The sequence below is a fragment of the Streptomyces sp. MB09-01 genome, from assembly GCF_033794505.1.
In the GTDB taxonomy this organism is placed as follows: Bacteria; Actinomycetota; Actinomycetes; order Streptomycetales; family Streptomycetaceae; genus Streptomyces.
Map to the genome: position 1 here is coordinate 15,975 of NZ_JARAYQ010000057.1, position 21,521 is coordinate 37,495.

21 protein-coding genes and 5 pseudogenes are annotated in these 21,521 nt (G+C 69.6%); 4 read left to right on the top strand and 22 right to left on the bottom strand.

The window, feature by feature from the left end:
- Positions 1 to 17: 17 nt before the first annotated feature.
- The 13 genes and pseudogenes from PV721_RS14790 to PV721_RS14850 all read right to left on the bottom strand — a co-directional run bounded on the left by PV721_RS14790 (position 18) and on the right by PV721_RS14850 (position 7,418).
- Positions 18 to 90 (bottom strand): annotated as a pseudogene (locus tag PV721_RS14790).
- Between the two features lie 199 nt (positions 91 to 289).
- Positions 290 to 577 (bottom strand): annotated as a pseudogene (locus PV721_RS14795) (leucine zipper domain-containing protein); the annotation flags it as partial.
- 337 nt (positions 578 to 914) lie between these two features.
- Positions 915 to 1,358: a large conductance mechanosensitive channel protein MscL gene (mscL, locus tag PV721_RS14800; RefSeq protein ID WP_319724164.1), complete on the bottom strand. Its 444-nt coding sequence runs from the start codon at positions 1,356 to 1,358 to the stop codon at positions 915 to 917.
- Positions 1,359 to 1,430: 72 nt separating this feature from the next.
- On the bottom strand, positions 1,431 to 1,880 hold the full coding sequence (locus PV721_RS14805) for a hypothetical protein (RefSeq protein WP_319724167.1): 450 nt from the start codon (positions 1,878 to 1,880) through the stop codon (positions 1,431 to 1,433).
- A gap of 159 nt (positions 1,881 to 2,039) precedes the next feature.
- Entirely contained in the window at positions 2,040 to 2,354 is a 315-nt protein-coding gene (locus tag PV721_RS14810) for a hypothetical protein (protein WP_319724169.1), read from the bottom strand.
- A gap of 68 nt (positions 2,355 to 2,422) precedes the next feature.
- Positions 2,423 to 2,689 (bottom strand): annotated as a pseudogene (locus PV721_RS14815) (DUF4235 domain-containing protein).
- On the bottom strand, positions 2,686 to 3,153 hold the full coding sequence (locus tag PV721_RS14820) for a DUF3618 domain-containing protein (RefSeq protein ID WP_319724171.1): 468 nt from the start codon (positions 3,151 to 3,153) through the stop codon (positions 2,686 to 2,688). Before PV721_RS14820 ends, PV721_RS14815 begins: the two are co-directional and overlap by 4 nt.
- Positions 3,150 to 3,569: a phage holin family protein gene (locus PV721_RS14825; RefSeq protein WP_319724173.1), complete on the bottom strand. Its 420-nt coding sequence runs from the start codon at positions 3,567 to 3,569 to the stop codon at positions 3,150 to 3,152. The genes PV721_RS14820 and PV721_RS14825 overlap by 4 nt, the downstream gene beginning before the upstream one ends.
- A 92-nt stretch (positions 3,570 to 3,661) precedes the next feature.
- Entirely contained in the window at positions 3,662 to 3,856 is a 195-nt protein-coding gene (locus PV721_RS14830; protein ID WP_319724174.1) for a YegP family protein, read from the bottom strand.
- A gap of 86 nt (positions 3,857 to 3,942) precedes the next feature.
- A complete protein-coding gene (locus PV721_RS14835; RefSeq protein ID WP_319724175.1) occupies positions 3,943 to 4,494 on the bottom strand; it encodes a phosphatase PAP2 family protein in 552 nt (183 codons plus the stop codon).
- Positions 4,495 to 4,534: 40 nt separating this feature from the next.
- A complete protein-coding gene (locus PV721_RS14840) occupies positions 4,535 to 5,578 on the bottom strand; it encodes a YihY/virulence factor BrkB family protein (protein WP_319724177.1) in 1,044 nt (347 codons plus the stop codon).
- Positions 5,579 to 5,750: 172 nt separating this feature from the next.
- Positions 5,751 to 6,004, bottom strand: a pseudogene (locus PV721_RS14845) (CorA family divalent cation transporter); the annotation flags it as partial.
- A gap of 661 nt (positions 6,005 to 6,665) precedes the next feature.
- Positions 6,666 to 7,418 (bottom strand): ASCH domain-containing protein, encoded by a 753-nt coding sequence (locus tag PV721_RS14850; RefSeq protein ID WP_319724179.1) that lies wholly within the window; start codon positions 7,416 to 7,418, stop codon positions 6,666 to 6,668.
- A gap of 452 nt (positions 7,419 to 7,870) precedes the next feature.
- On the opposite strand from PV721_RS14850, the gene PV721_RS14855 reads away from it, so the two are divergent.
- From PV721_RS14855 to PV721_RS43900, 3 genes and pseudogenes are all read left to right on the top strand, one after another.
- Entirely contained in the window at positions 7,871 to 8,608 is a 738-nt protein-coding gene (locus tag PV721_RS14855) for a dienelactone hydrolase family protein (protein WP_319724181.1), read from the top strand.
- A 419-nt stretch (positions 8,609 to 9,027) separates the two neighbouring features.
- Entirely contained in the window at positions 9,028 to 9,270 is a 243-nt protein-coding gene (locus tag PV721_RS14865; protein ID WP_319724182.1) for a hypothetical protein, read from the top strand.
- Positions 9,255 to 9,544 (top strand): annotated as a pseudogene (locus PV721_RS43900) (transposase); the annotation flags it as partial. The gene PV721_RS14865 and the pseudogene PV721_RS43900, both read left to right, overlap by 16 nt.
- Before the next feature lie 49 nt (positions 9,545 to 9,593).
- Here PV721_RS43900 and PV721_RS14875 read toward each other — a convergent pair.
- The 9 genes from PV721_RS14875 to PV721_RS14915 all read right to left on the bottom strand — a co-directional run bounded on the left by PV721_RS14875 (position 9,594) and on the right by PV721_RS14915 (position 20,154).
- The gene (locus tag PV721_RS14875; RefSeq protein ID WP_319724184.1) at positions 9,594 to 10,193 is read right to left on the bottom strand and encodes a hypothetical protein; all 600 of its coding nucleotides are present in this window, start codon (positions 10,191 to 10,193) and stop codon (positions 9,594 to 9,596) included.
- Positions 10,194 to 10,426: 233 nt separating this feature from the next.
- Complete coding sequence (locus PV721_RS14880) at positions 10,427 to 10,924, bottom strand: YfbM family protein (RefSeq protein WP_319724186.1); 498 nt, start codon at positions 10,922 to 10,924, stop codon at positions 10,427 to 10,429.
- A gap of 733 nt (positions 10,925 to 11,657) precedes the next feature.
- Entirely contained in the window at positions 11,658 to 12,299 is a 642-nt protein-coding gene (locus tag PV721_RS14885; RefSeq protein WP_319724188.1) for a hypothetical protein, read from the bottom strand.
- Positions 12,300 to 12,464: 165 nt separating this feature from the next.
- The gene (locus PV721_RS14890; RefSeq protein WP_319724190.1) at positions 12,465 to 13,376 is read right to left on the bottom strand and encodes a helicase associated domain-containing protein; all 912 of its coding nucleotides are present in this window, start codon (positions 13,374 to 13,376) and stop codon (positions 12,465 to 12,467) included.
- Between the two features lie 263 nt (positions 13,377 to 13,639).
- Positions 13,640 to 14,494, bottom strand: a complete 855-nt coding sequence (locus PV721_RS14895; RefSeq protein ID WP_416371103.1) for a tetratricopeptide repeat protein — start codon at positions 14,492 to 14,494, stop codon at positions 13,640 to 13,642.
- Positions 14,430 to 17,180 carry a tetratricopeptide repeat protein gene (locus PV721_RS14900; RefSeq protein ID WP_319724194.1) on the bottom strand — a complete coding sequence of 917 codons (2,751 nt, stop codon included), beginning with the start codon at positions 17,178 to 17,180 and terminating at the stop codon, positions 14,430 to 14,432. The genes PV721_RS14895 and PV721_RS14900 overlap by 65 nt, the downstream gene beginning before the upstream one ends.
- 278 nt (positions 17,181 to 17,458) lie before the next feature.
- Positions 17,459 to 17,986 (bottom strand): hypothetical protein, encoded by a 528-nt coding sequence (locus PV721_RS14905; RefSeq protein ID WP_319724196.1) that lies wholly within the window; start codon positions 17,984 to 17,986, stop codon positions 17,459 to 17,461.
- Between the two features lie 166 nt (positions 17,987 to 18,152).
- Positions 18,153 to 18,680, bottom strand: coding sequence for a helicase associated domain-containing protein (locus tag PV721_RS14910; RefSeq protein ID WP_319724198.1), 528 nt, complete (start codon positions 18,678 to 18,680; stop codon positions 18,153 to 18,155).
- Between the two features lie 115 nt (positions 18,681 to 18,795).
- The gene (locus PV721_RS14915) at positions 18,796 to 20,154 is read right to left on the bottom strand and encodes an ATP-binding cassette domain-containing protein (protein WP_319724200.1); all 1,359 of its coding nucleotides are present in this window, start codon (positions 20,152 to 20,154) and stop codon (positions 18,796 to 18,798) included.
- 132 nt (positions 20,155 to 20,286) lie between these two features.
- On the opposite strand from PV721_RS14915, the gene PV721_RS14920 reads away from it, so the two are divergent.
- A partial coding sequence (locus tag PV721_RS14920; RefSeq protein ID WP_319724202.1) for a sensor histidine kinase occupies positions 20,287 to 21,521 on the top strand: 1,235 nt, incomplete at its 3' end.

A 21,521-nucleotide genomic window follows, 5' to 3' on the forward strand; every position in this document is an offset into this window, starting at 1 on the left:
AACTGCAGAAGTAGACGCAAGACCGGTCGGATTCGAACCGACGTCCTCCAGCTCGATGCGTGGGCGCGACGACCTCTGCGCTACGGCCTTGCTGGCGGCGATCATACCCACCCGGCAGCTGAAAATCGATCACCAGTTTGGGTAGTCGATCCCCGACTGCCCCGATGGGTTCACCCATTTCCGTCCTGTACTGGTTTGCCCCTGCCGGGGGCCCAGGCGCCGAGGGCAGTGGGGGACAGGTCGGGTCAGGTCGCGCCCGGCACTACGCGCGCGTTGGCGATGTACAGATACGGCGCGCCGTCCTCGGGATGATCCGGCGCTCGGTGCGGGTCGGGGTCCGGCGCGGGCTTGCATGCGGGCGCGAGGACCTGTCGCGCATGCCCGCCTCGCCGTGAGCGCGGTAGCGGTTCGCCCACCGCTGGGCCGTGGTCGGCGAGGCCCGGAAACGCTCGGCGGCCCGCCTCAACGGCCAGCCGTCCACGACCACGCAGTGGGCCAGGCGCAGCCGTCCGGTCTCGGTCAGAGGTGCATTACGGTGGGCATGAGGGCCTTCTGTCGTTCGGTGGAGATGTCGCAATCCACACCGAACCCGGAAGGCCCTCACCCGTTCAAGATGCCTCAGCCAAGACCCGCATCACCTGTGCCACAAGCTCCCGGGGCAATACATCTAGGCCGGGGGCGAGGACTCAGTCGTGCAGGACGACCTCACCGGCACCCCTTGGAATGCCCAGAAGTGGGCCTTCCCCAAACCGGAGGAACTCGAACAGTCCGCGTCGATCGACAACGCCGTCCTGCAGCCTCGCCGCGAATTCGCGGCCACTGAGACCGCCGCCCTCCACCAGGCCCGAGCCGAGCGCGCCCGACGATCCGGGGCCGCGGTCAGGCCCAGTCAGCTGGTGCTGTCCATCAGGCGGCTATCCGGCACGCTGGGTGATCTCTCCTGCCTGGGCGGGTACGGCGGGCAGGGGGACGGTGCAGGACGCGCAGCGCCTGGCCTGGGCCGGGACGGGGCTGAGGCATTCGGGGCAGTCCCGTTTGGGGGCTTGGACATCGTGGTGCGGGGCGAGGCGCTCGTGCAGCTTGTTGATGGGCAGCACGACCAGGAAGTACAGGGCGCCGGCGAGGAGAACGAAGCTGATCGCCGCGTTGATGAAGGCGCCGTAGGGGAACTGGGTGGCGCCCACGGTGAAGGTTTTGCGGTTCATGTCGCCGGTGGCGCCGGTGGCCAGCCCGACCAGCGGTGTCAGGAAGGCGCCGACGAAGCCGTTGACCACGGCGGTGAACGCTGCCCCGATGACGATACCGACGGCCAGGTCGACCACGTTGCCGCGCAGGATGAAGCTGCGGAAGCCCTTCACCTTCTTACTCCTTGAGGTTTCGCTGTTTCGGGCGGAACGGCTGGGCGCTGCCGGCCGCTGACAAGCGCGGGGTCAGGCAGCGGCCGGGGAGGCGTGGGGACAGTGCGTGTCAGCGGGGACGGTGGGAATGCTCATCCGGCGTAGGAGATCCTGTGTGGTGCGCATGTTCAGGGTGCTGCACCAGGCCAGGCCCGGGTGGCGGGAGCGCAGGTGTGAAAGCGCTCGGTTGGCCAGCCCGGTGCTGTGGAAACGCTCGTCGATGACGAGGGCGGTGATGACACCCTGGGCGCAGTCGGTGCAGATCTGGTAGTGGATTTGGCCGACGACCTGGCGGACGTGGACAAGGAGCAGGCATTCCTCGCCCGGCCCGGAGTGGTCCGGGATGTGTGTGGAGAGGAAGTCGATCGCCCGGTACGCGAGGAGCCGGCGGCGCAGGCGGCCGGTGATTTTGCCTCGGCGGGAGTGCTTGGCGCCGACTTGCCCGGGTGGCGGTGTCGGGGTTGTGGGGGCTGGGCCGAACACAGTGCTCGTGGGACGCGCGTGTTGTCCGTGCATGGGTCTCGTGTGCCCAGAGCAGCGTGCCCTACCCGCCTCGGGTCTCAGCCCGCGTGGCGTCCATTGCCGATGAGGAGCTGTCGGCCGGTGCGAGTCGATGACGGGCTGCGGGATGACGCCCGGCTTCTACCTGTGACGGCGCTCGCCGTCGCGGTGCGGGTACAGCGAGGTGAGCTTGTTCCAGTACTGCTCGAGGTGGGCGTCGGTTTCCCGCAGGGGCGGATCCAGGAACGAGGTGTGCAGCTCTGCCACGCGAGCGAAGGCGCTGTCTGCGCTGGTGGGTTGGGACGCCGTGCGTCGCCAGGGGGCCTTGGCGGCGCTGGCGCCGTGGGTGTTGCGGACCGCGCGGGTGGCCCGCCAGCGGGCGACCAGCACGGCAGTGGCGAGAGCGGCGGCGGTGAGGGCGTGCAGCCCGTGGTGCGCGGCCACGGCTTCCTCCATCGTTTTCGGACTACGGGGGCCGGGCGGCGTTGGTCCTCGAGGGGAGGCCGGCGCCGCCCTTGGACGGTTCAGCCGGGCCAGGTGCCGGTCAGGCGCCGGGTGGCGGCGGCGCCTGACCGGTCGAGCGGCGGCCTTGACGACGGCGAAGATCGCGCCTTGCAGGGATGCGGCGATCAGGACTTCCTGCCAGGTGCGGTGCTCGGCGGTGGCGTAAGGGGCATCGTCGTCGTGGCCGATCATCCTCCACGCCTGCTTTAAGGCCGCGCCTGCGATCATGCCGCTCGCGGCACCGAGCACCAGGCCGACCGGCTTGTAGCGATCTTGGATGCCTTCATCGGCACCGCCGGCTACGGCGCAGGAGCAGGAAGACGACGAACGCGGCAGCCGCGGCGATCAGGGGGGTGCGGTTGGCCTTAGCCAGGGTCGCGGCCGCCTCGGCCTTCTCACGGACCGGGTCCGGGGTCTTCTCGGCGGCGAGCTGCCCGGCCCGGGCCGCGGCCTCGCGGACCTGCGTCGCGGCATGGGCCGCCTTGTCCAGGACCGGATCGGGCGTCTTGTCCTTGACCAGCTGGGTGGCCTGCACCGCCTTGTCCCGGATCTGGTCGCTCACCAGAGTGGCCTTCTCGGCGGCCTGCTCCTTGATCTCGGCCGCCTTCTCCTTCGCCTGCGCCTTGACGTCGGCCTTGGCTGCCAGCGCCTCCACGGTCTGACCGAGCTCCTCGCGGGTGTGCTCCACCTGCTCGCGCAGCTCCTCGGGAGTGGGCGCGGATTCCTTGTTGCCCTGGGAAGGGGTACTCATCGGTGTGCTGCCTCCTTGATCTCGGCCACGTCGGCCTTGATGCTGTCGATGGCCTGCTCCGGTGCGGGGGTGCCGGCCTTGGCGATCTGCTTTTTCCCGGCCGCGGCCATCCCGGCTGCGACGGCCGCGAGCAGGGCAGCGATGATCAGGGCCGAAGCCCACACCGGGAGGAGCAGGGCCAGGGCTGCGATGACGGCGCCGACCAGGGCCTGCGCGGACAGGAAGCCGACCAGGCCGGCCCCGCCGAACAGGCCGCCGCCCACGCCGAAGCGTTTGCCCTTCTGGGTCATCTCCGCCCGGGCCAGCTGCATCTCCTCGCGGACCAGCTCCGAAATCTGCTGCGACGCCCGTGAAACGAGGTCGCCCACCGATTTTTCGGTGCTGCCGGGGTCCGGGTGGCGTCCAACGGCTCTCATCTGCTCTTCACTTTCTCCCCATGCTTCGTCCGTTATGGCGTGATGGCTGCACGATGGCCGCCGTTCGTATCGCCGGTGGGGTGCCGCGCCGGTCAACGGCCCTCATTGGTGCCGGTGTCATCCTGGATGGGGGCGCCGGCGTTGCGCTTGACGGAGTCGATGCCGTTCAGACAGGACCGATGGCTCTCGTAGTGCTCGCTGGTCGCGATGACCTGCCCGTTCGTTGCGATCAGAACGAAGTGCCAGCCCTTGCCGGCCTGGTGCCGGACCTCGAAACGCGCCGCCATGGCAGACCCCTCCCTGGTTGATGTGCACGCTGTTGTCACGGCGCGCTTACCCCGCAAGGAACCGGTCACCCGCCTTGGGGCGGTGGTCATCCCAAGCCGCGGCGCACCAGGAGGTGGGGTGTTGCCCGGACGAGGGCGGCCGCGGCCAGGCCGATGGCGGCGCCGGCTGCGACGTCGGAGGGGTAGTGCGCGCCGCTGTGGACCCGTTCGAGGGCCACCAGCACGGTCGGGACGGCGCATGCGGCACCGGCCCACGGCCAGCAGGACGCGACGGCTGCCGTGAAGGCCACGGCGGCGGCGGTATGCCCGGAGGGGAAGGAGGAGCTGTCGGGCCGGTCCTCGACATCGTCGTGCGGAATCCACTCTTTGGGCGGTCGGCGCCGCTCCACGACCTGTTTCGCGACCCCGTTCGACAGCAGCTCCGCCACGGCCATGGCCGTGATGCCGGCTGCTGCGGCCTTGCGTCCCCGCCAGCCCCCGCCGGCCGTCATGATCACGGCGGCGGCCCACCACAGCTTCGTGTGCTCGGCAGCGTCCTCGACCGGCGGCAGCACCTGGCGGGCCCAGGCAGAGTCCCAGGCGGCCATCCGTCTCGTCAGCCGACGATCACCGCTGCGCAGGACATCCAGGATTTCCATGCTGCGCCGCTTCCCCGCCCGCGCTTGTTTCACGCGCCGCTCATTCGAGGCGGCGGCGGTCTTCATCGCTCCACTTGCGTGTGTCGCGGGGTTCGACGTAGGGCTCCTCATCCTTGGGCATTCCGCCGGCGATCGCGCGCTGGCGGGCCATCTCGGCATCGAACTCCAAGCCGAGGAGAATGGCCAGGTTGGTGATCCACAGCCACACCAGGAAAATGATCACGCCCGCGAGAGTGCCGTACGTCTTGTTGTAGGAGGCGAAGTTCGCGACGTAGAACGCGAAGCCGGCCGAGGCGATCATCCAGATCACCAGCGCCAGGAAACTCCCGGGGGTGACCCACTTGAAACCGCGGCCCTTGGCGTTCGGGGCGGACCAGTACAGGATCGCGATCATGATCGTGACCAGCAGGACCAGGACCGGCCACTTCGCGATCGACCACACGGTCAGGGCGGTGCCCCCGATCCCCAGTGCTGTGCCGGCCTGCCGGGCTAGGGAGCCGGAGAAGACGACGATGAGCGCGCTGGCGCAGGCCAGGACCATCAGCGTGACGGTGAGGGCCAGGCGCAGCGGGAGGACCTTCCACACGGGGCGGCCTTCGGGCATGTCGTAGACGGCGTTCGAGGTGCGGATGAACGCGGCGATGTAACCGGACGCCGACCAGATCGCGACGGCCAGGCCGACGACCGCCAGGAGCGAGCCGATGCCTGCGTTGCCCTGGAGCTGCTGCACCGCGTTGCTGATCACGTCTCGGGCCGAGCCGGGGGTGAGTTTCTGCAGGTTGTCCAGGACCTGCTTCGTCGCGGACTCTCCCGCGATGCCCAGCAGGGACACCAGCACGAGCAGGGCGGGGAAGAGGGCCAGGACCCCGTAGTAGGTGAGCGCCGCGGCCCGGTCGGCGAGCTCGTCGTCCTTGAACTCCTTCACGGTGCCGCGCAGCACCGCCGTCCACGACCGCTTCGGCAGTTCGGTGAGCTGGTCGGGCGCCCGCTCCTCCACCTGCGGATCCGGCCCCGCCGTTCTCTCCCGACCGCCTTCGCCACGTTCGTCTTCCCGGCTCGGGCCTGGCTTCGGTGTGCGTGTCATACCCTGCGGCTTTCCCGCGAGGCGTCACTCATGTCAGCCAGGCCGCGCGAGTACCCGGCTTCTTCGGACAAGGTGGACCTGGACGGCTCCCGAGACCCGGCGATGGCCGCCGCCCTGTCTGCGGCGAGTCGCCGGGACAGGGCTCAGGCCGGCGGGTGCTGAGTGCCGGGTGCTACAGCCAGCCGTTGCGGCGGAAGGCACGGTAGAGAGCTCCTGCCGCGATCGCCATGAGACCGACGGCGAGGGGTAGCCATAGGTCCAGCCGAGTTCGGGCATGTGCTCGAAGTTCAGGCCGTAGATGCCGGCGACCATCGTGGGGACCGCAAAGATCGCCGCCCACGCGGAGATCCGCCGCATGTCGTCGTTCTGCCAGGTGCCCACCCGGGCCTACTGCGCGCCGAGGACCGAGTCCAGCAGTTCGTCCAGGTCCGCATCTCGGTGTCCGTGCGGTGCAGGATCTCCACCCCATGCAGCTGGGCGGACACCAACCAGTCCCGCAGGATCCGCGCGTACGTACCCCATGACGAGGGCGCCGGGCAGTTCTCCGTCGGCCGCAGGCGAAGCCACTCGTTCGCGGCCGCGGTCGCCCGCAGCCCGTGCTCGTCCTCAAAGAGCACTGAGCCGACCTCGCGAACGCGCTCGAACGCGGCCAGCGACTGGCAGCACGGGTTCGCCAGCTGGAGAACCGACTGTCGTCTCAGCTTGGCGAGAGTGTCTGGGCCGATTCCGGGCTCGGGCACCTGTCGACATCGACCAGCTCCCACGACGCATCACGCTGCTAGAACAAGATCTCGCCCACACGAAAGGGGAGCTCAACGAGCGAACGGAGGAGCTGGAGGCCGCTCGCGCAGCCAACCGAGAGCTGACTCGTGCCCTCAACTCATCAGCATCCGGATAGCCGGATTGCTCTGCGGGGGCGACCACCCCCGCAGCGAGAACTCACCGGCATGGTCCTTAACCGCATCCCACCCCAACCGGTCGGGCGTCATCATGCGTCGACCAGCTTCAGAGTCTTCTTCGTCTTCTTCGCTGGCGCCGTCTTCTCCGCTGCTGCGGTCGTCCCGGTCGTCGCTGGTGCCTCCGCGGTTTAAGCGGCGCCTGTCTTGTCGTTGATCTGGAAGGTGATCACGTCGACTTCGTCGGTTCCCGCCAGATCTGGGTAGTGGCCCTTGAGGCCTTCCCGGAGTTCGGTTGCGGTCGTCAGCCCCTCGGCTTGGGCGTCCTGGTTGGTGAGGTCGCTGACCAGGCAGTGCCTGATGCCGGTCACCTCTGCCGGCAGGACGACTTCGGGGTCGCTCTCAAACACCAGCCGTGCCGGCCCGAGCTGGGCCGGGTCCCGGAAGCGGGTGGTCTTGGTCTTGGCGCCAGAGCGGACGTCTTCAAGGTAGCGGGGGTTGAACCGGATGATCGGGGGACCGGCCGTCTCGGGGTCTTGGTAGAGCGATGGGTCGAGACCGTTCATGCCTTCCGGGGTCCATCGCTGAGTCAGCGGCATCAGGTCGGCGGCGAGAACGGACCTGGGCCCCGCGGGCGTGGGCACGATGACGCGCATGGTGGGGTAGTAGTCCACGAAGACCTGCCGATCGCGCCCGCACGGGCCGATGACCCCCCGCCCGTGGTTTCCCACGGCAACGATGCAGCGCATCTGGCGGGCGCCCTGGGCTCGTGCGGCTCCCAGAGCCACGAGTTCGGCGCAGGGTCCGCCGGTGAAGTGGTAGAGGTTCACGCCAGCGAACATCCGGTAGTCGGCGGCCATGACCGCAGCCCCCATCGTGTGAATCCCGTCTTCGTCGGGCCCGGCGTCCGTATGCGCGTCTATGGTGCGGCGTGCCAGCTCCACGAGCTCACGCTCGTCATTATCGAGAGCTCGTGCAGATGACGGTACGTACACGTTTTCAGCCTTCCCTTTCGTCAGCAGTCGCCAAGATCATTCCACGCCATGCAGGTGGGCTTCACGGGATTTCGGCTTGCCTTGACTGGGCCCCTATGGTGGTCCCGTGGGCAGGGATGGAGCGCCCTGGCTGAGGCTGGTCGTTGTCACGGACGACGATCCCGGGCCGCGGCTCTGTCGTGACTGTGGTGGCCCATTGATGCCGACGGTGAAGGCGGCGGCGGTGTTCCGCACGTCGGTGGGGTGTGACCGAGGTACGCGCCAAAGGGGCAACGAGATGATCTTGAAGCCCTGAGCGCTCGGCCCCCGTATTTCAGAGGGACACGAGGGACACGGCCGCTGTTCTGCCAGCGGCAGAACACCGACCGAACCGGGCTCGACGATCACTACAGTCCAGTCTCATGACGACGATCACGACGCGTACGGTCGAGTACCCGGCGGACGGTTTGACGATGATCGGGCACCTCGCGCTCCCGGCCGGTGTCGACCGCCGGCCGGCGGTGCTGCTCGGACCAGAGGGCATGGGACTCAGCGACGTCGAGCGCCGCCGGGCCGATGCTCTCGCCGAGCTGGGATACGTAGTGCTGGCCTTCGACCTTCACGGCGGGCGCTATCTGGGCGACCCTGAGGAGATGCTGGCCCGTTGCATGCCGCTGCTCGCCGACCCCGACCGGATGCGGGGCATCGGCCATGCGGCACTCGACGTGTTGCGCACCGAACCGCGGACCGACCCCGACCGGATCGCCGCCGTCGGCTACGGCACCGGGGGCGCCGTCGGGCTGGAACTCGGGCGCGACGGCGTTAACCTGCGCGCGATCGGGACAGTCAACGCACTAACCACGGGCCGACCGGGCGAGGCAGCGCGCATTCGCTGCCCGGTGTGGGCCGGGGTCGGGTCGGAAGACCCGATCATGCCGCCCGCGCAACGGAACGCGTTCACCGCCGAGATGCAGGCCGCGGGCGTCGACTGGCGCCTCGCGGTCTACGGCGGCGCCTTGCACGCCTTCCACCACCCGCCGGTCGACCACCCCGCGGTCCCCGGCGTCGGCTACCACCCACAGCACGCGCAGCGAGCATGGCGCGACGTCGTCGAGCTGCTCGCCGAGTGCCTGCCCGTGACGGAGGATCTGGGGGCATGACCCAGGCAAACAGCCTGGCGCCAGGTTTGGTCCCACGTGGCGTGCACGCCGCACTGCACCTCGCCGTTCCGTGATGACCAAGCCTCGCGAACCGAGTACTGTCAGCTCGCTCAGCACCTGATGAGCGATGAGCTCCTGCTCGAACGCGCCCAGGAATCTGCGAACCCGCGCGCATCGCTCTACGACCTGCTCGCCCTCCAGCGCGCCCGTGTCCGAGCCATCAGCCTGCGTGCACAAGACCTCCGACCCTCGAGCGAAGCCACCCAGCAACTCAACCTCGACCCCGGCGACGGCCGCGCCCTGGCCATCGAAGCGGTCACCGACCGGGCCCGTGTCCGCTACGGCCCCGGCACTATCCGACCCGCCACCCTCGCCAAAAAGACCAGGGGGAATACCCCGTTGCACGACTCGAAGCGGATGTGGCTAAGGAGGGCCTATCCGATGAGGCCGAGCCAGTAGCGCTACAGCCCTTCGACACCACCGCCGCCCTGGCCGCCACCGAGCTCCTGCGCGCCGGACACCCCTGGGCAGCCGTCCACACCATTCAGGCCGCGCGCCTCTCGGCAGACTTCCCCGCTGGCCGCTACCTGCTCACCCTGGATCCCGAGCTGTACGACGGCACCGGCGTCCAGGCCGGACATTCTTCTTCCGCCTCCGCCTGATGCATCCAGAGATCACCATCGTCTGGGCAGAACCGCCTATGCCAGAAAGCTCGTGCCTGGGCAAAGAAGTACCTCAGCCTCACGATCAATATGCGTGAGCCGTCCCAAGGACGCCTCCGGGTTCATCGTGCTGCCCCGCCGCTGGGTCGTCGAGCGAACATGGGCCTGGATGATGCACGCCCGCCGGCACGGCCGCGACTACGAACGCCTCGTCCAGCACTCCGAAACCTTGATCACTTGGGCGGCCATTACCCTCATGACCAGGCGCCTCACCTGGAAAAACTCCGCAACAACCTGCTCGTGACCTCCGGGCGCACTACTTCTCAGCCGGACTGAACGCGCTGCATAAATAGCGCCGCTCGCCTCTCGGCCCAGAAACGGTAGACAGCCCAGCCGGCACCAAGCACAGCGGCCGTCCAGACGATGACCTCGGCGAGAACAATTGCCGGGGTCAAGGTGAGGTGCGGCCGAGGCGGCATCACGACCATCTGCACGGCCGCACCCACCGGAACCGTCAACGCCGCAAGCAAGCCGACCCATCCAGGCTGCTTGATGGCTGCACCTACCGCACCAAGGACCAGTCCGAACGGGAGGCCCACCATCAACCAGGTGACCATATCCGTGCCGGCTCCCGAGACGAAGGCATCCGTCACGTAGTACGCCACCGTGGCAGCGACCAGCGCCAGAGCCCCGACCAGCGCACCTCGGACCCATGTCCCGGCCAGCCAGCCCATCGCCACCGCAAGCGCGGCCCAGGACCAGCCCGCGTCCATCAGCAGGCTGAGCACCTTGGCAGCCTTGGCCCAGACAGTGCCCGTGAACGACGTCCCGAGCTCCATATACGGCGACGAAAGCGCGTTGACGAGCGAGGTAACCGCCCCAAAGCCCATCCCGACAACGATGCCTCCCACCATGATTTTCATACCGAGAGGGTATCCAGTGCGCTGTGACGCCCCTCCGAGCTGTCACTGACCACTCGTAGTGGGCGCTGTCCGGACACGTGACTCCGACTCAATCTGATTGCTGCCCACGGAGCTGCACCTCTTTTGCCGTTCGGGGAGACGAAGCCCGAATGGTCCAGGGGCACGTCCACCGAGCAGGCTTCAGGAACAGGTACTCAACTTGTCGTTTAACCCTCGGGCTGGCCCCGGGTGGATCAGTCGATCCAGATCAACATCGCGTGACCGGCGGATGCGGCGCCCCGGAAGAACTCTGTCAGGGGAGTGAAGAGGTCGCTGGCCCACTCCAGTGAGGCGGGCGAGTCCCAGATCTGGGGGTATACCTCGGCCTTGGTGAGTTCGGAGGGGTCGACACCCTTGATGAGCTGGTCATACGTCGTCCGGTGCAGGGTGTCAGCGGCCAGCTGTACTCGCTCTGGGGTCAGGTAGTGCGGCGGTCCGTAACCCCAGTCATCGGTTGCGAGGGGTTCCTCGCCGTGGACGACGTCGACGGGGAAGGCCGAGCGTTGCAGGAAGAAGCCGAGCAGGTGCCATGTCTGGTGTGTGGTGAAGTGCCGCGCCTCGGCCGGTGCAGGCTCACCCTCCGCCTGCGCGTCCTGAATCTTCTCGGCGAGATCCCACGCCCACTCGGGATCCTTCAGGGCCCGGTCCAGTTCGGCAGACGTGACGCGCAGGTATTCCCCGTTCATGCTCATGGGCGGCAGCATACGGAGCGTGTCCGACAGTGCCGTCGGTCGACCCCGAACCGGTACTCACTCTGTGCGGCGGGGCTTGGTGCCCTTCTCATGGTGAGCTGGCGAGTGCCGGTCTCGACGGACCTCCATCAGGAACCGACCGCCCCACCGGCAAGGAGGCGGGACTGGATCCGGACGCGACGCGACTCTCGTGCCGGAGCGGCGGTCAGGGAAGAGAGAGCTCATGGGTGGTGTGTCCGGCCTGCGGCGCTGAGCCGGAGTTCGGTGCGAGATCGCCGTCGGCTATCACCCGTCCCCCATGGTCATGTTGAGGCGCCCGCCGCTCCCGCTGAGTACAGACTCAGTTCCGCCGAGACGCACCACTTCGCGGATTGCCGGGGGCGGCGCAGCGGGGGCCAGGTCCGATCCTTCAGTTGGCCTGATGCAGCGCCAACTAGGGATCCAAGAGGACATGCCGGTGAGCAACTGGTGCTCAAGCGCGGGTCGAGGTCAGGAGGTGGCCTCGGCGAACGCACGCCGCTCCGGCTCCGGCTCCGGCTCCGGCTCCGAGGATGGCGTACCTCACACCCGGCCCCGTCAGGCCTCGTCGTCGTGGTCGTGCAGGCGCTGGTCGAGGTCGCTCACCCAGTCCTGGGCCCAGGCACGCAGTTCAGCCGTCTCGCTCTCGTTGAGGCCGTACGCGGTGAACTCCTCGTCGTCGGCCCAGTCCGCGCCGGCGAGGCGGTCGCGGAGGTCATTGAGGCGAAATTCGTCCCGGCCGTGCGTCGCCGGACCATGTGCCGCCCGAACTGTCGAGGAAGACCAGCTCGACCTTCTGCCCCTCGCCTGGCGCGGGGGACAGCCGCGACATCCTTACCTCGGTGCTCTCACCGTCGATCTGAAGCCACTCCGGGCCGTGCACGCTGAGTTCCTGGATGACCGATGCGGGGAAGACGAGTTCCTCAGCGGTGCCGAATCCCACGACGCGCTGTACCGCCGCTGTCAGGCCGGGATCGGCATCCTTCAGATGGCTGCGGACGGTGAAGTAGATCGGGCTCCCCTGATGTGCACGGGGGTGCTTCGGCCGCCGGGTCTTGACCACCACACCGTTGCGGTAGGCGACATCTATGGACCAGTGCAGATCGAGGCGATCGATCCGCCGGCCCAGGGCGCCGACCCTTTGGTCGATGTCGTCGGTTCCGCCCGCCAAGAACGCCAGCTCCGCCCCGTAGTCGCGTGCTGCCTCCCGTAGATCGTCCCGGACAAACGAGGCCGCCAGCTTGTTGTCCAGCCACGCACGGTCCAGGACACGGATCCTGGGCCGCTCGACACCCCCGCCCAGGCCCATGACGAACGCGCGCTCCGACGGCGTCAGCGCACAGGGGACGACCAACACCCAGTCATCAGGAGCGTGCTCCAGTCCTTCCTGAAACGACCGCTTGATGCCTGCTCTGCGCCCCTGGTACGAGCCGGGGAAGCGATCCGGTCGAACCGCGGCTGGGTGATGTGGTCCCACTCGATCGCCATGTGCGCCCCTCCCTGATGCCGATGTTCAAGCGTCTCACCGCCCGCTGACACGTGGCACTCCACAGGGCATGTCACGCGCCCGCAGTTGCCCGGTGTCGAGTCGGTCGCGGCGCTGCTTCTGATTGGCCAGCCACACCCCAACGCGGCGAATGTCCCCATCTGCCATCTCCTGCACATCGGTACGCCCCGGCAGGGCACCCTCCCGTGCGATGTACTGCTGGAGGGCCTCCAGGCCCTTCTGGAACGCCGTACCGCCCGTACGCGGCCCGGACGCCGCTGCCGTCTTCGCCGGGCCCCTGCGGGCCCGTGGGGCCTTGGTAACGCCGAGTGTGGCGAGCCGGTGCTGCTGTTCCTCGTTGAGGCGGTCCCAGGCCCGGCGTTGGGTGGTGAGCCACCGGCCGACGTCCTCCCCGTGGCGGGTCACGCCCGGCACGACGGCCGTCAGGCGGGCTCCTTCGGCCGGGAGCTGGGCGTAGTGCCGCTGCCAGGCGACCGTCCACCCCAGCGTCCCCGGGTTCCGGTCGGGGTCGATCGCGGCGAGCGCAGCGGCCCGCCGGCGGGCCCGGCCGGGGTCCTTGCCCAGCCCGCCGGGGCGGCGGATGTTCGTGAGGTACTGCCCGATCGCGATGTCGAGGATGGTGGCGCCCCGCAAGGCCGCGAGGGTGCCGTGCAGCTCGTAGTAGGCCCGCGCTGCGCCGAGGTTCTGCTCGAAGCCGGCGTCGGCGGTGACCCACACGACCCCCAGCCCCTCCAGCTCGGCCGCGCGCTCGTCGGTCATGGCCCCGGCACGATAGGCCCGCCGCTGATCCGACAGCCACCGCCCCAGCGGGGACGCCCCCTCAACCCCGACGTGCTCGTACGGGACGTCGAGGTGCTCCTCCCGCTGCCGGTAGCGGTACGCGGCCTCCACGCCCCGACGCCAGTCCTGCCGGTCGGTGTTGATCACCTGATAGCTGATCCACTTCGCGATCAGCGCCGGATCCCGCGGGGCCGCGTGCCATCTCTCGGTTTCGTGTCAGTGGGTGGCGTGACGGTGGTGAGCCCCTCCCGGTGTTCCTCAGATGCGCTGGTCAGCGGGCTGGAGGTCGGACCTGGCGCAGGTGTCCACTGAGAGATTGTGGGTGTCGGTGTCACCGGGCGGTATATGCGAAGGTCGCGTAGTGACACGGAAGTGAGAGATCCTAAGCAGGTCGGCTTCGTGATCGGGGTTCAGCGGGTTTCCTCGTCGGTTCGGGCTTGCCAGTAGGCGGCGCCTTCTCGGGTGGCGAGTGTGTCGGGGTGGTCGGGTCCCAGGACCCGGAGGCAGTCCTCCAGGAGCTGCCTGAAGGCAGCGGCAGCGTCGGCGGTCTCGCCTGCGAGGCCTTGCCAGTAGGCGAGGTGACCTCGGGCGGCGAGGGTGTCTGGATGGTCGGGTCCCAGGAGGCGCAGACGCTCGGCCAGGAGTTCTTCCATGGCGGCGGCCGCGCCCGCCAGATCCCCTGCCCTACTGAAGAGCGAGGCCAGAAGTCCCCAGGTTGTGACCGTGTCGGGGTGGTCCGGGCCCAGTACACGCACCCGCGCCTTCAGTAGTTGCTTCGTCGTGGCGGCTGCGCCCGCCGTATCTCCCGCTTCGCTTCGCCAGTGCGCGAGGATCCCCAAGGTTGTGAGCGTGTCGGGGTGATCGGGACCGAGTGTGCGAAGGCAGCTCTCCAGCAGTTCCTCCTGGACGGTGGCTGCGCCCGCCGGATCGCCAGCTGTGCCCAGCCAGTAGGCGAGCCTGGCCCGGGCCTCGAGCGTGTCAGGATGGTCCGGGCCCAATGCGTGGAGACGGTCCTGTAGCAGTCCCGCGTACGCGGCGGCTGCGCCGGCCCGGTCCCCCGCCACGCCCCGCTGATGGGCGAGACTGCTTTGCGTCTTGAGGGCCTTGGGCTCTGGCCCTGCGCGCACGGCGTCAGGCGTGGCGGTCGATCCAGCCTCGTCCCGCGCTCGGCGCTGCCAATGGGCGAGGTCGGCCCGGACCTCAAGGGTGCGGGGGTGGTCGGGGCCCAGGACACGAAGGCAGGTTTGCAACAGCTCGTCGCAGATGGTGGCAGCGCCGGGTGCGTTGCCGGCGGTGCCTCGCCAGTGGGCGCAATCCTGGTGCGTTGTGAGAGTGTCGGGGTGGTCGGGTCCCAGGATCCGCAGGTAGTCCTCCAGCAGTCCGGTGAAGGCGGTGGCTGCGCCGGCTGCGTCGCCTGCCATGCCGCGGCAGTAGGCGAGATGTCCCCGGGCGGAGAGGGTGTCGGGATGGTCCGGGCCCAGCCGCGGCTGCCGCGTCTCCCCCTTCGCCCCACCATTGAGCGAGCTCACGTCGAGTACGCAGGGCCTCCGCATGATCGGGCCCCAGTACTCGCATGTAGTCGTCCAGGAGATCGGCCATCGCCGCAGCCGCGGCGGCGGCGTCTCCCCCTTCGCCCCTCCATCGAGCGAGCTCACGTCGAGTACGCAGGGTTTCCGTATGGTCCGGGCCGAGTACTCGTACTTGGCTGTCCACGAGATCGGAGAACTCGGCACACGCGCGGGCTGTGTCCCCGGCCTCCCCCCGGGCATAGGCGAGGTGCCAACGGGTGGAGAGGGTGTCGGGGTGATCCGGCCCCAGCCTCCGCATTTCTTCTGCCAGCAGACCGGCCTGCGCCTCGACCACACCCGCCCTGTCGCCTGCTTTGGTCCGCAAGACGATGAGGTTCTTGAAGGCCATCAGGGTGTCGTCACGGTCCAGAACTGGCTCACGTTCCTGGTCTTCCAGTACCTCTGTCCACAGGGCAATTGCACTGGCCGCATCTCCCGCCTGGCCCAACCAATGGGCAAGGTTCCGCCGCGTGCTGAAGGTGTCGGGGTGATCAGGACCCATCACTCGCACATGGTGCTCCAGCAGATCTGCCAAGGTGCCAGCTGCGCCGGATGCATCCCCTGCCGTGCCCTGCCAAAAGGCGAATGAACTCCCCGCGCTGAGCGTCCGGGGATGATCAGGGCCGAGAACGCGCACGTAGTCCTCATACAGATCGGCCAAGGCCGCAGCCGCACTCGCCGCGTCTTCTGTTTCCGCGCCCCGCCAGAAGGCAAGGTCCTGCCGGGTCTCGAGCGTGTCGGGATGGTCCGGGCCCAGCACCCGAATCCGGTCGGTCAGCACCTCGGCCCATGCGGCAAGTCCCTCCCTACCCGGCAGCGTCCTTGCGAGGTCGTTCCGGGTGCTGAGGGTGTCGGGGTGGTCCGGACCCTGCAGGCGGGTACGGTCCGCCACTAGATCGGTCAACGCAGCAACACTGCCCTCCATGTCGCCTGCCTCGCCCTGCCACCGGGCCAGGCTGCCCCGGACTCTGAGTGTGTCGAGGTGATCCGGACCGAATACCCGCACATAGTCAGTCACCAGCTCGGCAAGCGCTGCGAACGCTCCGACGGCATCACCGGACTTTCCTCGCCAATAGGCCAGGTTGTCGCGGGCGGCGAGAGTGCCGGGGTGATCCCGGCCGAGGCGCAGCTCTGAGTTGTTCACCACGTCCTGGAAGTGGGCCACGGCTTCTCTGGTTTGGCCGGACTCGCCGACGCTTTGGCCGAAGCGATCCACGACGGGGTGAGCATGGGGCCGCCACAGCGCCTCGCCTGCGTGGTGGGTGAGGGATCCGGTGTTGGCACGGAGGGCCTGGGCAAGATCCCGATCACGTTCGACGGATGGCCAGGCGGCGATCAGGGCGTCGGCGGCAGCCCGGCCGACTTCACCCAGTTGGTCGTTGGGGAGCGTGTCGCGGACGGTGCGCTGGATGAGCTGATGGATGCGGACCGTCTGATGGTCGTTGTCGGGGGCGTACTCGATCAGGCTGAGGCGGCGCAGTGCCTGTAGGGCGGCGATCGCGGTCTGAGGCGTTGTCTGGGAGTCGGCGGGGTCATGGTGGGGTGTGCGGCGTGCAGCGAGGTGTTGTAGAGCGGGCGGGCTGGTGAGGACGGATTGGGGGATGCCGTTGGGGTCGAGCACGGATGCCAGCTGCAGCATGGGCAGGGCGTAGCCGGCGGGGCGGAATCGGTCGGCGCGGTCCATGGACAGCGACCAGGCAGCGGCTGTGGTGGTGGTCTGGTCGTCGGGCAGGACTGCTGCGTCGGGCAGTGCCTGGGCAAGTGTGGTGGTGCGGTCGGCGAGCAGCTGCCGGTAGTCGGTGCAGGCGAGGCCGGTGTCCACGATGTAGGCGGCGGCCTGTGACAGGGCCAGTGGCAGGTGCCCCAGGTCCCTGGCGAGAGCGGTGAGCTGTTCGGCGGGTTCATGGCGTTCGTGTGCGGTGAGGGCTTCGGCCAGGTAATTGGTGGCTTCCTTTGGGGTGAATAGGTCGACCGAGACCTGTTGGCAGGTGCGGCCTGTGAGTGCGGCGTCGCGGCGGCGGGTAGTGACGAGAGTGCGGCCGCGGGGGCTCGTGGGAGGTCGTAGACCGCGCAGGTCGGCGGGGTCGGTGAGGTCATCCAAGACGACGAGCCACCTTGGGTTGCCCGGTGTGCCCTGTCCAGTGGTGCTGGCGGGGGCTGGCGCAGGGGAGGCTTTGGGTTCCAGCCACGCCAGGAAAGCCGTCGCGGCTGCTTGGGGGTTTGCGGGGTCGGCGTCCAGGATGGTCACGGCAGCGTGGGCGTAGGTGTCGATGATGGCCGAGCGGGTGGTGGCGGTGACCCATACGAGCAGGTCGATCTGACCGGCCTGCAAGGCACGCCTGGCGTGATGGGCAGCCAACTGCGTCTTGCCGACACCTCCCATCCCTGTCAGGACGTGACACGCTGCGGCTGTCTCTTCACCGACGAGCAGGGCTTCGAGCCCCCGGCCGGCGGCTCGGTCCTGGAAAGATTCGGCCGTCCGGGGCATCCCGCCGACCACGTGCGGCCAAGTCACCGGCCGGCGTGGGGGAGCGTGGTAGGTGAGGTGGTCGATGCGGTACGCGGCGATGCTCTGGCCGACTGCGTGGATCGAGAGGCTGCCGGGATCAGGATCGCCGCCAGGGGCTACTGCGGTGGGTGGGCTTGTGCTTGCCGGTCCGGTCAGCCCTGGGACGGATCCGGCGGGTGAGGGCTTGAAGGGTCGTCTCCCTGGGCTCTCGGCGGTTGCTGCTGGGGCGGGGTGCCGATGTGGGCTCCTCCATGGATCGACCAGGCGGCGATTGATCCGTCGTCAGCGGTTACGGTGATGTCACCGCCCGCAGCCGCGCCGCCTGGCCCCGCCGTGACCTGGCGGCCACCAGGGCCAGCTTCGGTGAGTAGGGACTGCAACGCGTTCGCGGCTCCTGTGCGCTCGCGGTCGTCCAGGCCTTCCAGGAGGCTTTCGATGCGGGTCGCCCAGGCTGCCTCCTGCCGGACACGTACGCCCTCGGCTTCTGCGCCTTCTGCACTGTGCAGGGCTTGCGAGGTCTGGTCCAGGCGCTGAAGCTCGGAGCGTTCACGGTCGGCGTCGCCGCGGCCGAACCAGCGGGCGAGCTGCAGCCGGAACCCGTCCCAGACATCCTGGCCAGCAGCCTGTACGACGGCGGTTCCCCCTGCGGCAGCAAGTGCCGCCAACGCTTCCGGTACCATCCCGTGCCTCCTTGCGACGAGCGGTCATCACCTGAAGTGACCGTAGGCAGCCATACGGGCCCTCGCACTTTGGCCCAGGCAAACAGGGCATTCTGCGCTCGAGGCCAAGCCCGCAAGCCGCGCGCTCGACCGCTCTTCGAACCACGGCTGGGCTGCGCCAGCAACGTCAGGCCCAGTCGACGCCGAGGTGGGTGAGGGCGGTGAGCTGTGTCCGGTCGAGTCGGTCGCGGCGCTGGCGTTGGTTGGCGAGCCACACCCCGACGCGGTGGATGTCCCCGTCGGGCATCTCCTGCACACCGGCGAGCCTCGACAGGGCGCCCTCCCGTGCGATGTATTGCATGAGGGCCTCAAGGCCTTTCTGGAAGGCTTCGCCGCCCGCGCGCGGACCGGACGCCGTAGCCGTCTTCGCCGCCGCCTCGCGGGCCCGTGGTGCCTTCTTCACGCCGTGTTCGGCGAGCCGGCGCCGCTGCTCCTCGTTCAGCCGGTCCCAGTCCCGTCGTTGCGAAGCGAGCCAGCGTCCGATGTCGTCGCCGTGGCGGGTCACCCCCGGCACGACCGCGGTCAGGCGCGCACCTTCGGCGAGGAGGTGGGTGAGGTAGGGACGCTGTGGCCGATGACGACGGACCTGGCCAAGGCGCGGGAGTGGCTGGAGTTCCGGACTGACGTGCCCGGGGATGGAGGGGATCGCAATCAAGCCCCTGACCAGCAAATATTACCCTTCGTACCGTGGGCGGACCAAGGTCCGCCGCAGGGATGCAACCGAGGCGATCATCGGCGCTGTGACTGGCACCCTGACCCGCCCGGGCTCCTCATTCTCGCCCGCCACGACATCGGCGGCCGGCTGCGTGCGGCCGGCCGGACCGTACTTCTGCGCCCGGAGGTGTCCCGGCAGGTCGGCGAGCACCTCGCCGAGGTCGGCCCCGGGCACCCCTTCGAGGGGGTGCGGTTCGCGGCGGCGTGGGGGAGCCGTGACGTCCTGGAGGTGGTCCTCGTCCGCCGTTCCAGTTCCGTCGTGGGGTGGCGAGCCATTGTCCGATGTTCTCCCCGTGCCGGGTCACTCCCGGCACGATCGCGGTCAGGCGCGCACCGGAGGCGAGGAGCTGCGCGAGGTAGGCGTAGTGGTGTTGCTGGTCGACGGTCCCCCCGAGCGTCCGCGGGTTCCAGTCCGGGTCGATGGCGGCGAGCGCCGCGGCCCGCCGCTGCGCGCGTGCGGGGTCCTTGCCCAGTCCGCCGGGCCGGCGGACGTTGGTCAGCCACTGCCCGATCGTGATGTCGAGCGCGGTGGCGTGCCGCGGTGCGGCGAGGGTGCCGTGGAGCTCGTAGTAGGCCCGCGCTGCGCCGAGGTTCTGCTCGAAGCCGGCGTCGGCGGGTCCCACACGATCCCCAGCTCCTCCAGCTCGGTGGCCCGTTCGCCGGTCATGGTTCCGGCCCCGGACGACCGTGGCGCCCTCGGCCGCCAGCACGGCGGCCAGCTCCGCGCCCCGCGGAGTGCCCACCACGACCCGGGCAGCGGCGCCCCGCGCGGCGAACTTGTCCGCGGACTGCGCCGCGACCACCCGGTCCCGCCCGAGGACGACGATCCGGTCGGCGGTGTCAGCCGCCTCCGTCGCCCGCTCGCCGGTGATCGCGACCGTACGGCCCTGCGCGGCCAGCGTGCGCAGGAGCCGGCGGGCCCACCGCACCCCCTCGGCGTCCAGCCCGGCCAGCGGCTCGTCCAGCAGCAGCACGGGCGGATCCCCGAGCAGCGCGGCGGCGATCCGCAGCCGCTGCCGCATCGCGGGGGAGTACGTCGCGACGCGCCGCCGCGGCTCCCGCGCCAAGCCCGTCTCCGCGAGGACTTCGGCCACCCGGCCGGACCCGATGCCGTGGGCGCGGGCCAGCGCCCGCAGACAGGCCCTCGCGGTGCGCCGGCCGCGCAGCGCGGCCGGCTCCGGCAGGGCCCCGACCTGGTGCGGGCTGCGCGGGCGGCCGCGCAGCGGGACGCCGCCCACCACGACCGTGCCCGCGGTGGGGGAGTCCAGCCCCAGAATCAGACGCAGCGCACTGGTCTTGCCGGCCCCGGCGGGGCCGAGGACCGCCGTGACCGTCCCCGGCCCCGCCGTGAGGGACAGCCGGTCGACGGCGGCGCGGCCGCCGTGCATCTTGGTGAGTTCCTTGACCTCGATCACGCGGTCCACCCTGCCGGGAGACCCGGCCGCAGGACATCGGGCCGTCGGCGGCAAGCGCGGGGGCGACACCACCCCGGGGTGTAAGCCCGGGGGCCGATGTCCGCACGCGGGCCCGCTGGTTACCGTCTTGCCATGGACAACCCACCCAGGAATGCGAAGAGCGCCGAGAGCGCAGGCCCAGGCGTGCAGGCCTCCGACGGCCCCGCGCCGAAACCGGCGTCGGCCGCCGCGGCGTGGGGCGGAGCCGTCCTCTACCTCCTCATCCCGGGCCTGTTGATCGGCGGCGTCCCGTACGCGGCCGGGCCGCTTCTCGGGGCGGTGCTGCTGCTCGCCGTGACCCCGCTCTTCGGACTCCTGCGACGCCGGCCCCTGGTGGCGCTGACCCTGACCCTCCTCGGGGGCGTGCTCGTCGCGGGGGCCAGCAGGGACCACACCCCGGGCCGGTTCCTGGTGTTCATGGCCTCGGACCTCGCGCTCGGCTTCATCGTCGCCACGCGCTCCCGGCGGGACGCGCTCATCGCCACCGCCATGGTGGTCGTCATCGAGCTGCCGGCCGTCGGACTGCTGACGGCCGGGCCCTACGACATGATGAGCACCGGCCTGATCGCCTCCCTGTCCCTGGGCGCCGTCTACATGACCGGCCTGCGGTTCCGCGAGCGCCGGGAGCACACGGTCGAACTGCGGTCGAAGGAGGTCTCCGAGGCGGTGACCGCGGAACGGCTGCGCATCGCACGCGAGTTGCACGACATGGTCGCCCACAGCATCGGCGTGATCGCCATCCAGGCCGGTGTGGGCAGCCGGGTCATCGAGACGCAGCCGGCGGAGGCCCGCGCCGCTCTGCAGGCCATCGAGGCCACCAGCAGGGAAACCCTGTCGGGCCTGCGCCGTACGCTGGTGGCACTGCGTCAGGCGCAGCCGGACGGCCTCCACGGGCCGGCGCCGCTCGGCCCCGCCCCCGGACTGGCCGACCTCGGCGCCCTCGTGGCCACGACCGCCGCCGCCGGGGTACGGGTCGACGTACGGCGGGAGGGCGAGGAGCGCCAACTCCCGCCCGACATCGACCTGTCGGCGTACCGCATTGTGCAGGAGGCGCTGACCAACGTGGTCCGCCACGCGGGCACCGACCACTGCCGGGTCACCATCGGATACGGGGAACAGGAGCTGACCGTGGAGGTCGTCGACGACGGGCGCGGGGCGCCCGACGGCATCGGGAACACGGGATTCGGCATCACCGGGATGCGCGAGCGGGTCAGCCTGCTGCACGGCCGGTTCACCGCCGGGCCGGGTACCACCGGCGGATTCCGGGTCGGGGCGGCGCTGCCGCTGCCGGTCACCGCGGTGGCGGCCGGGGCCGAAGGCGGGGGTGG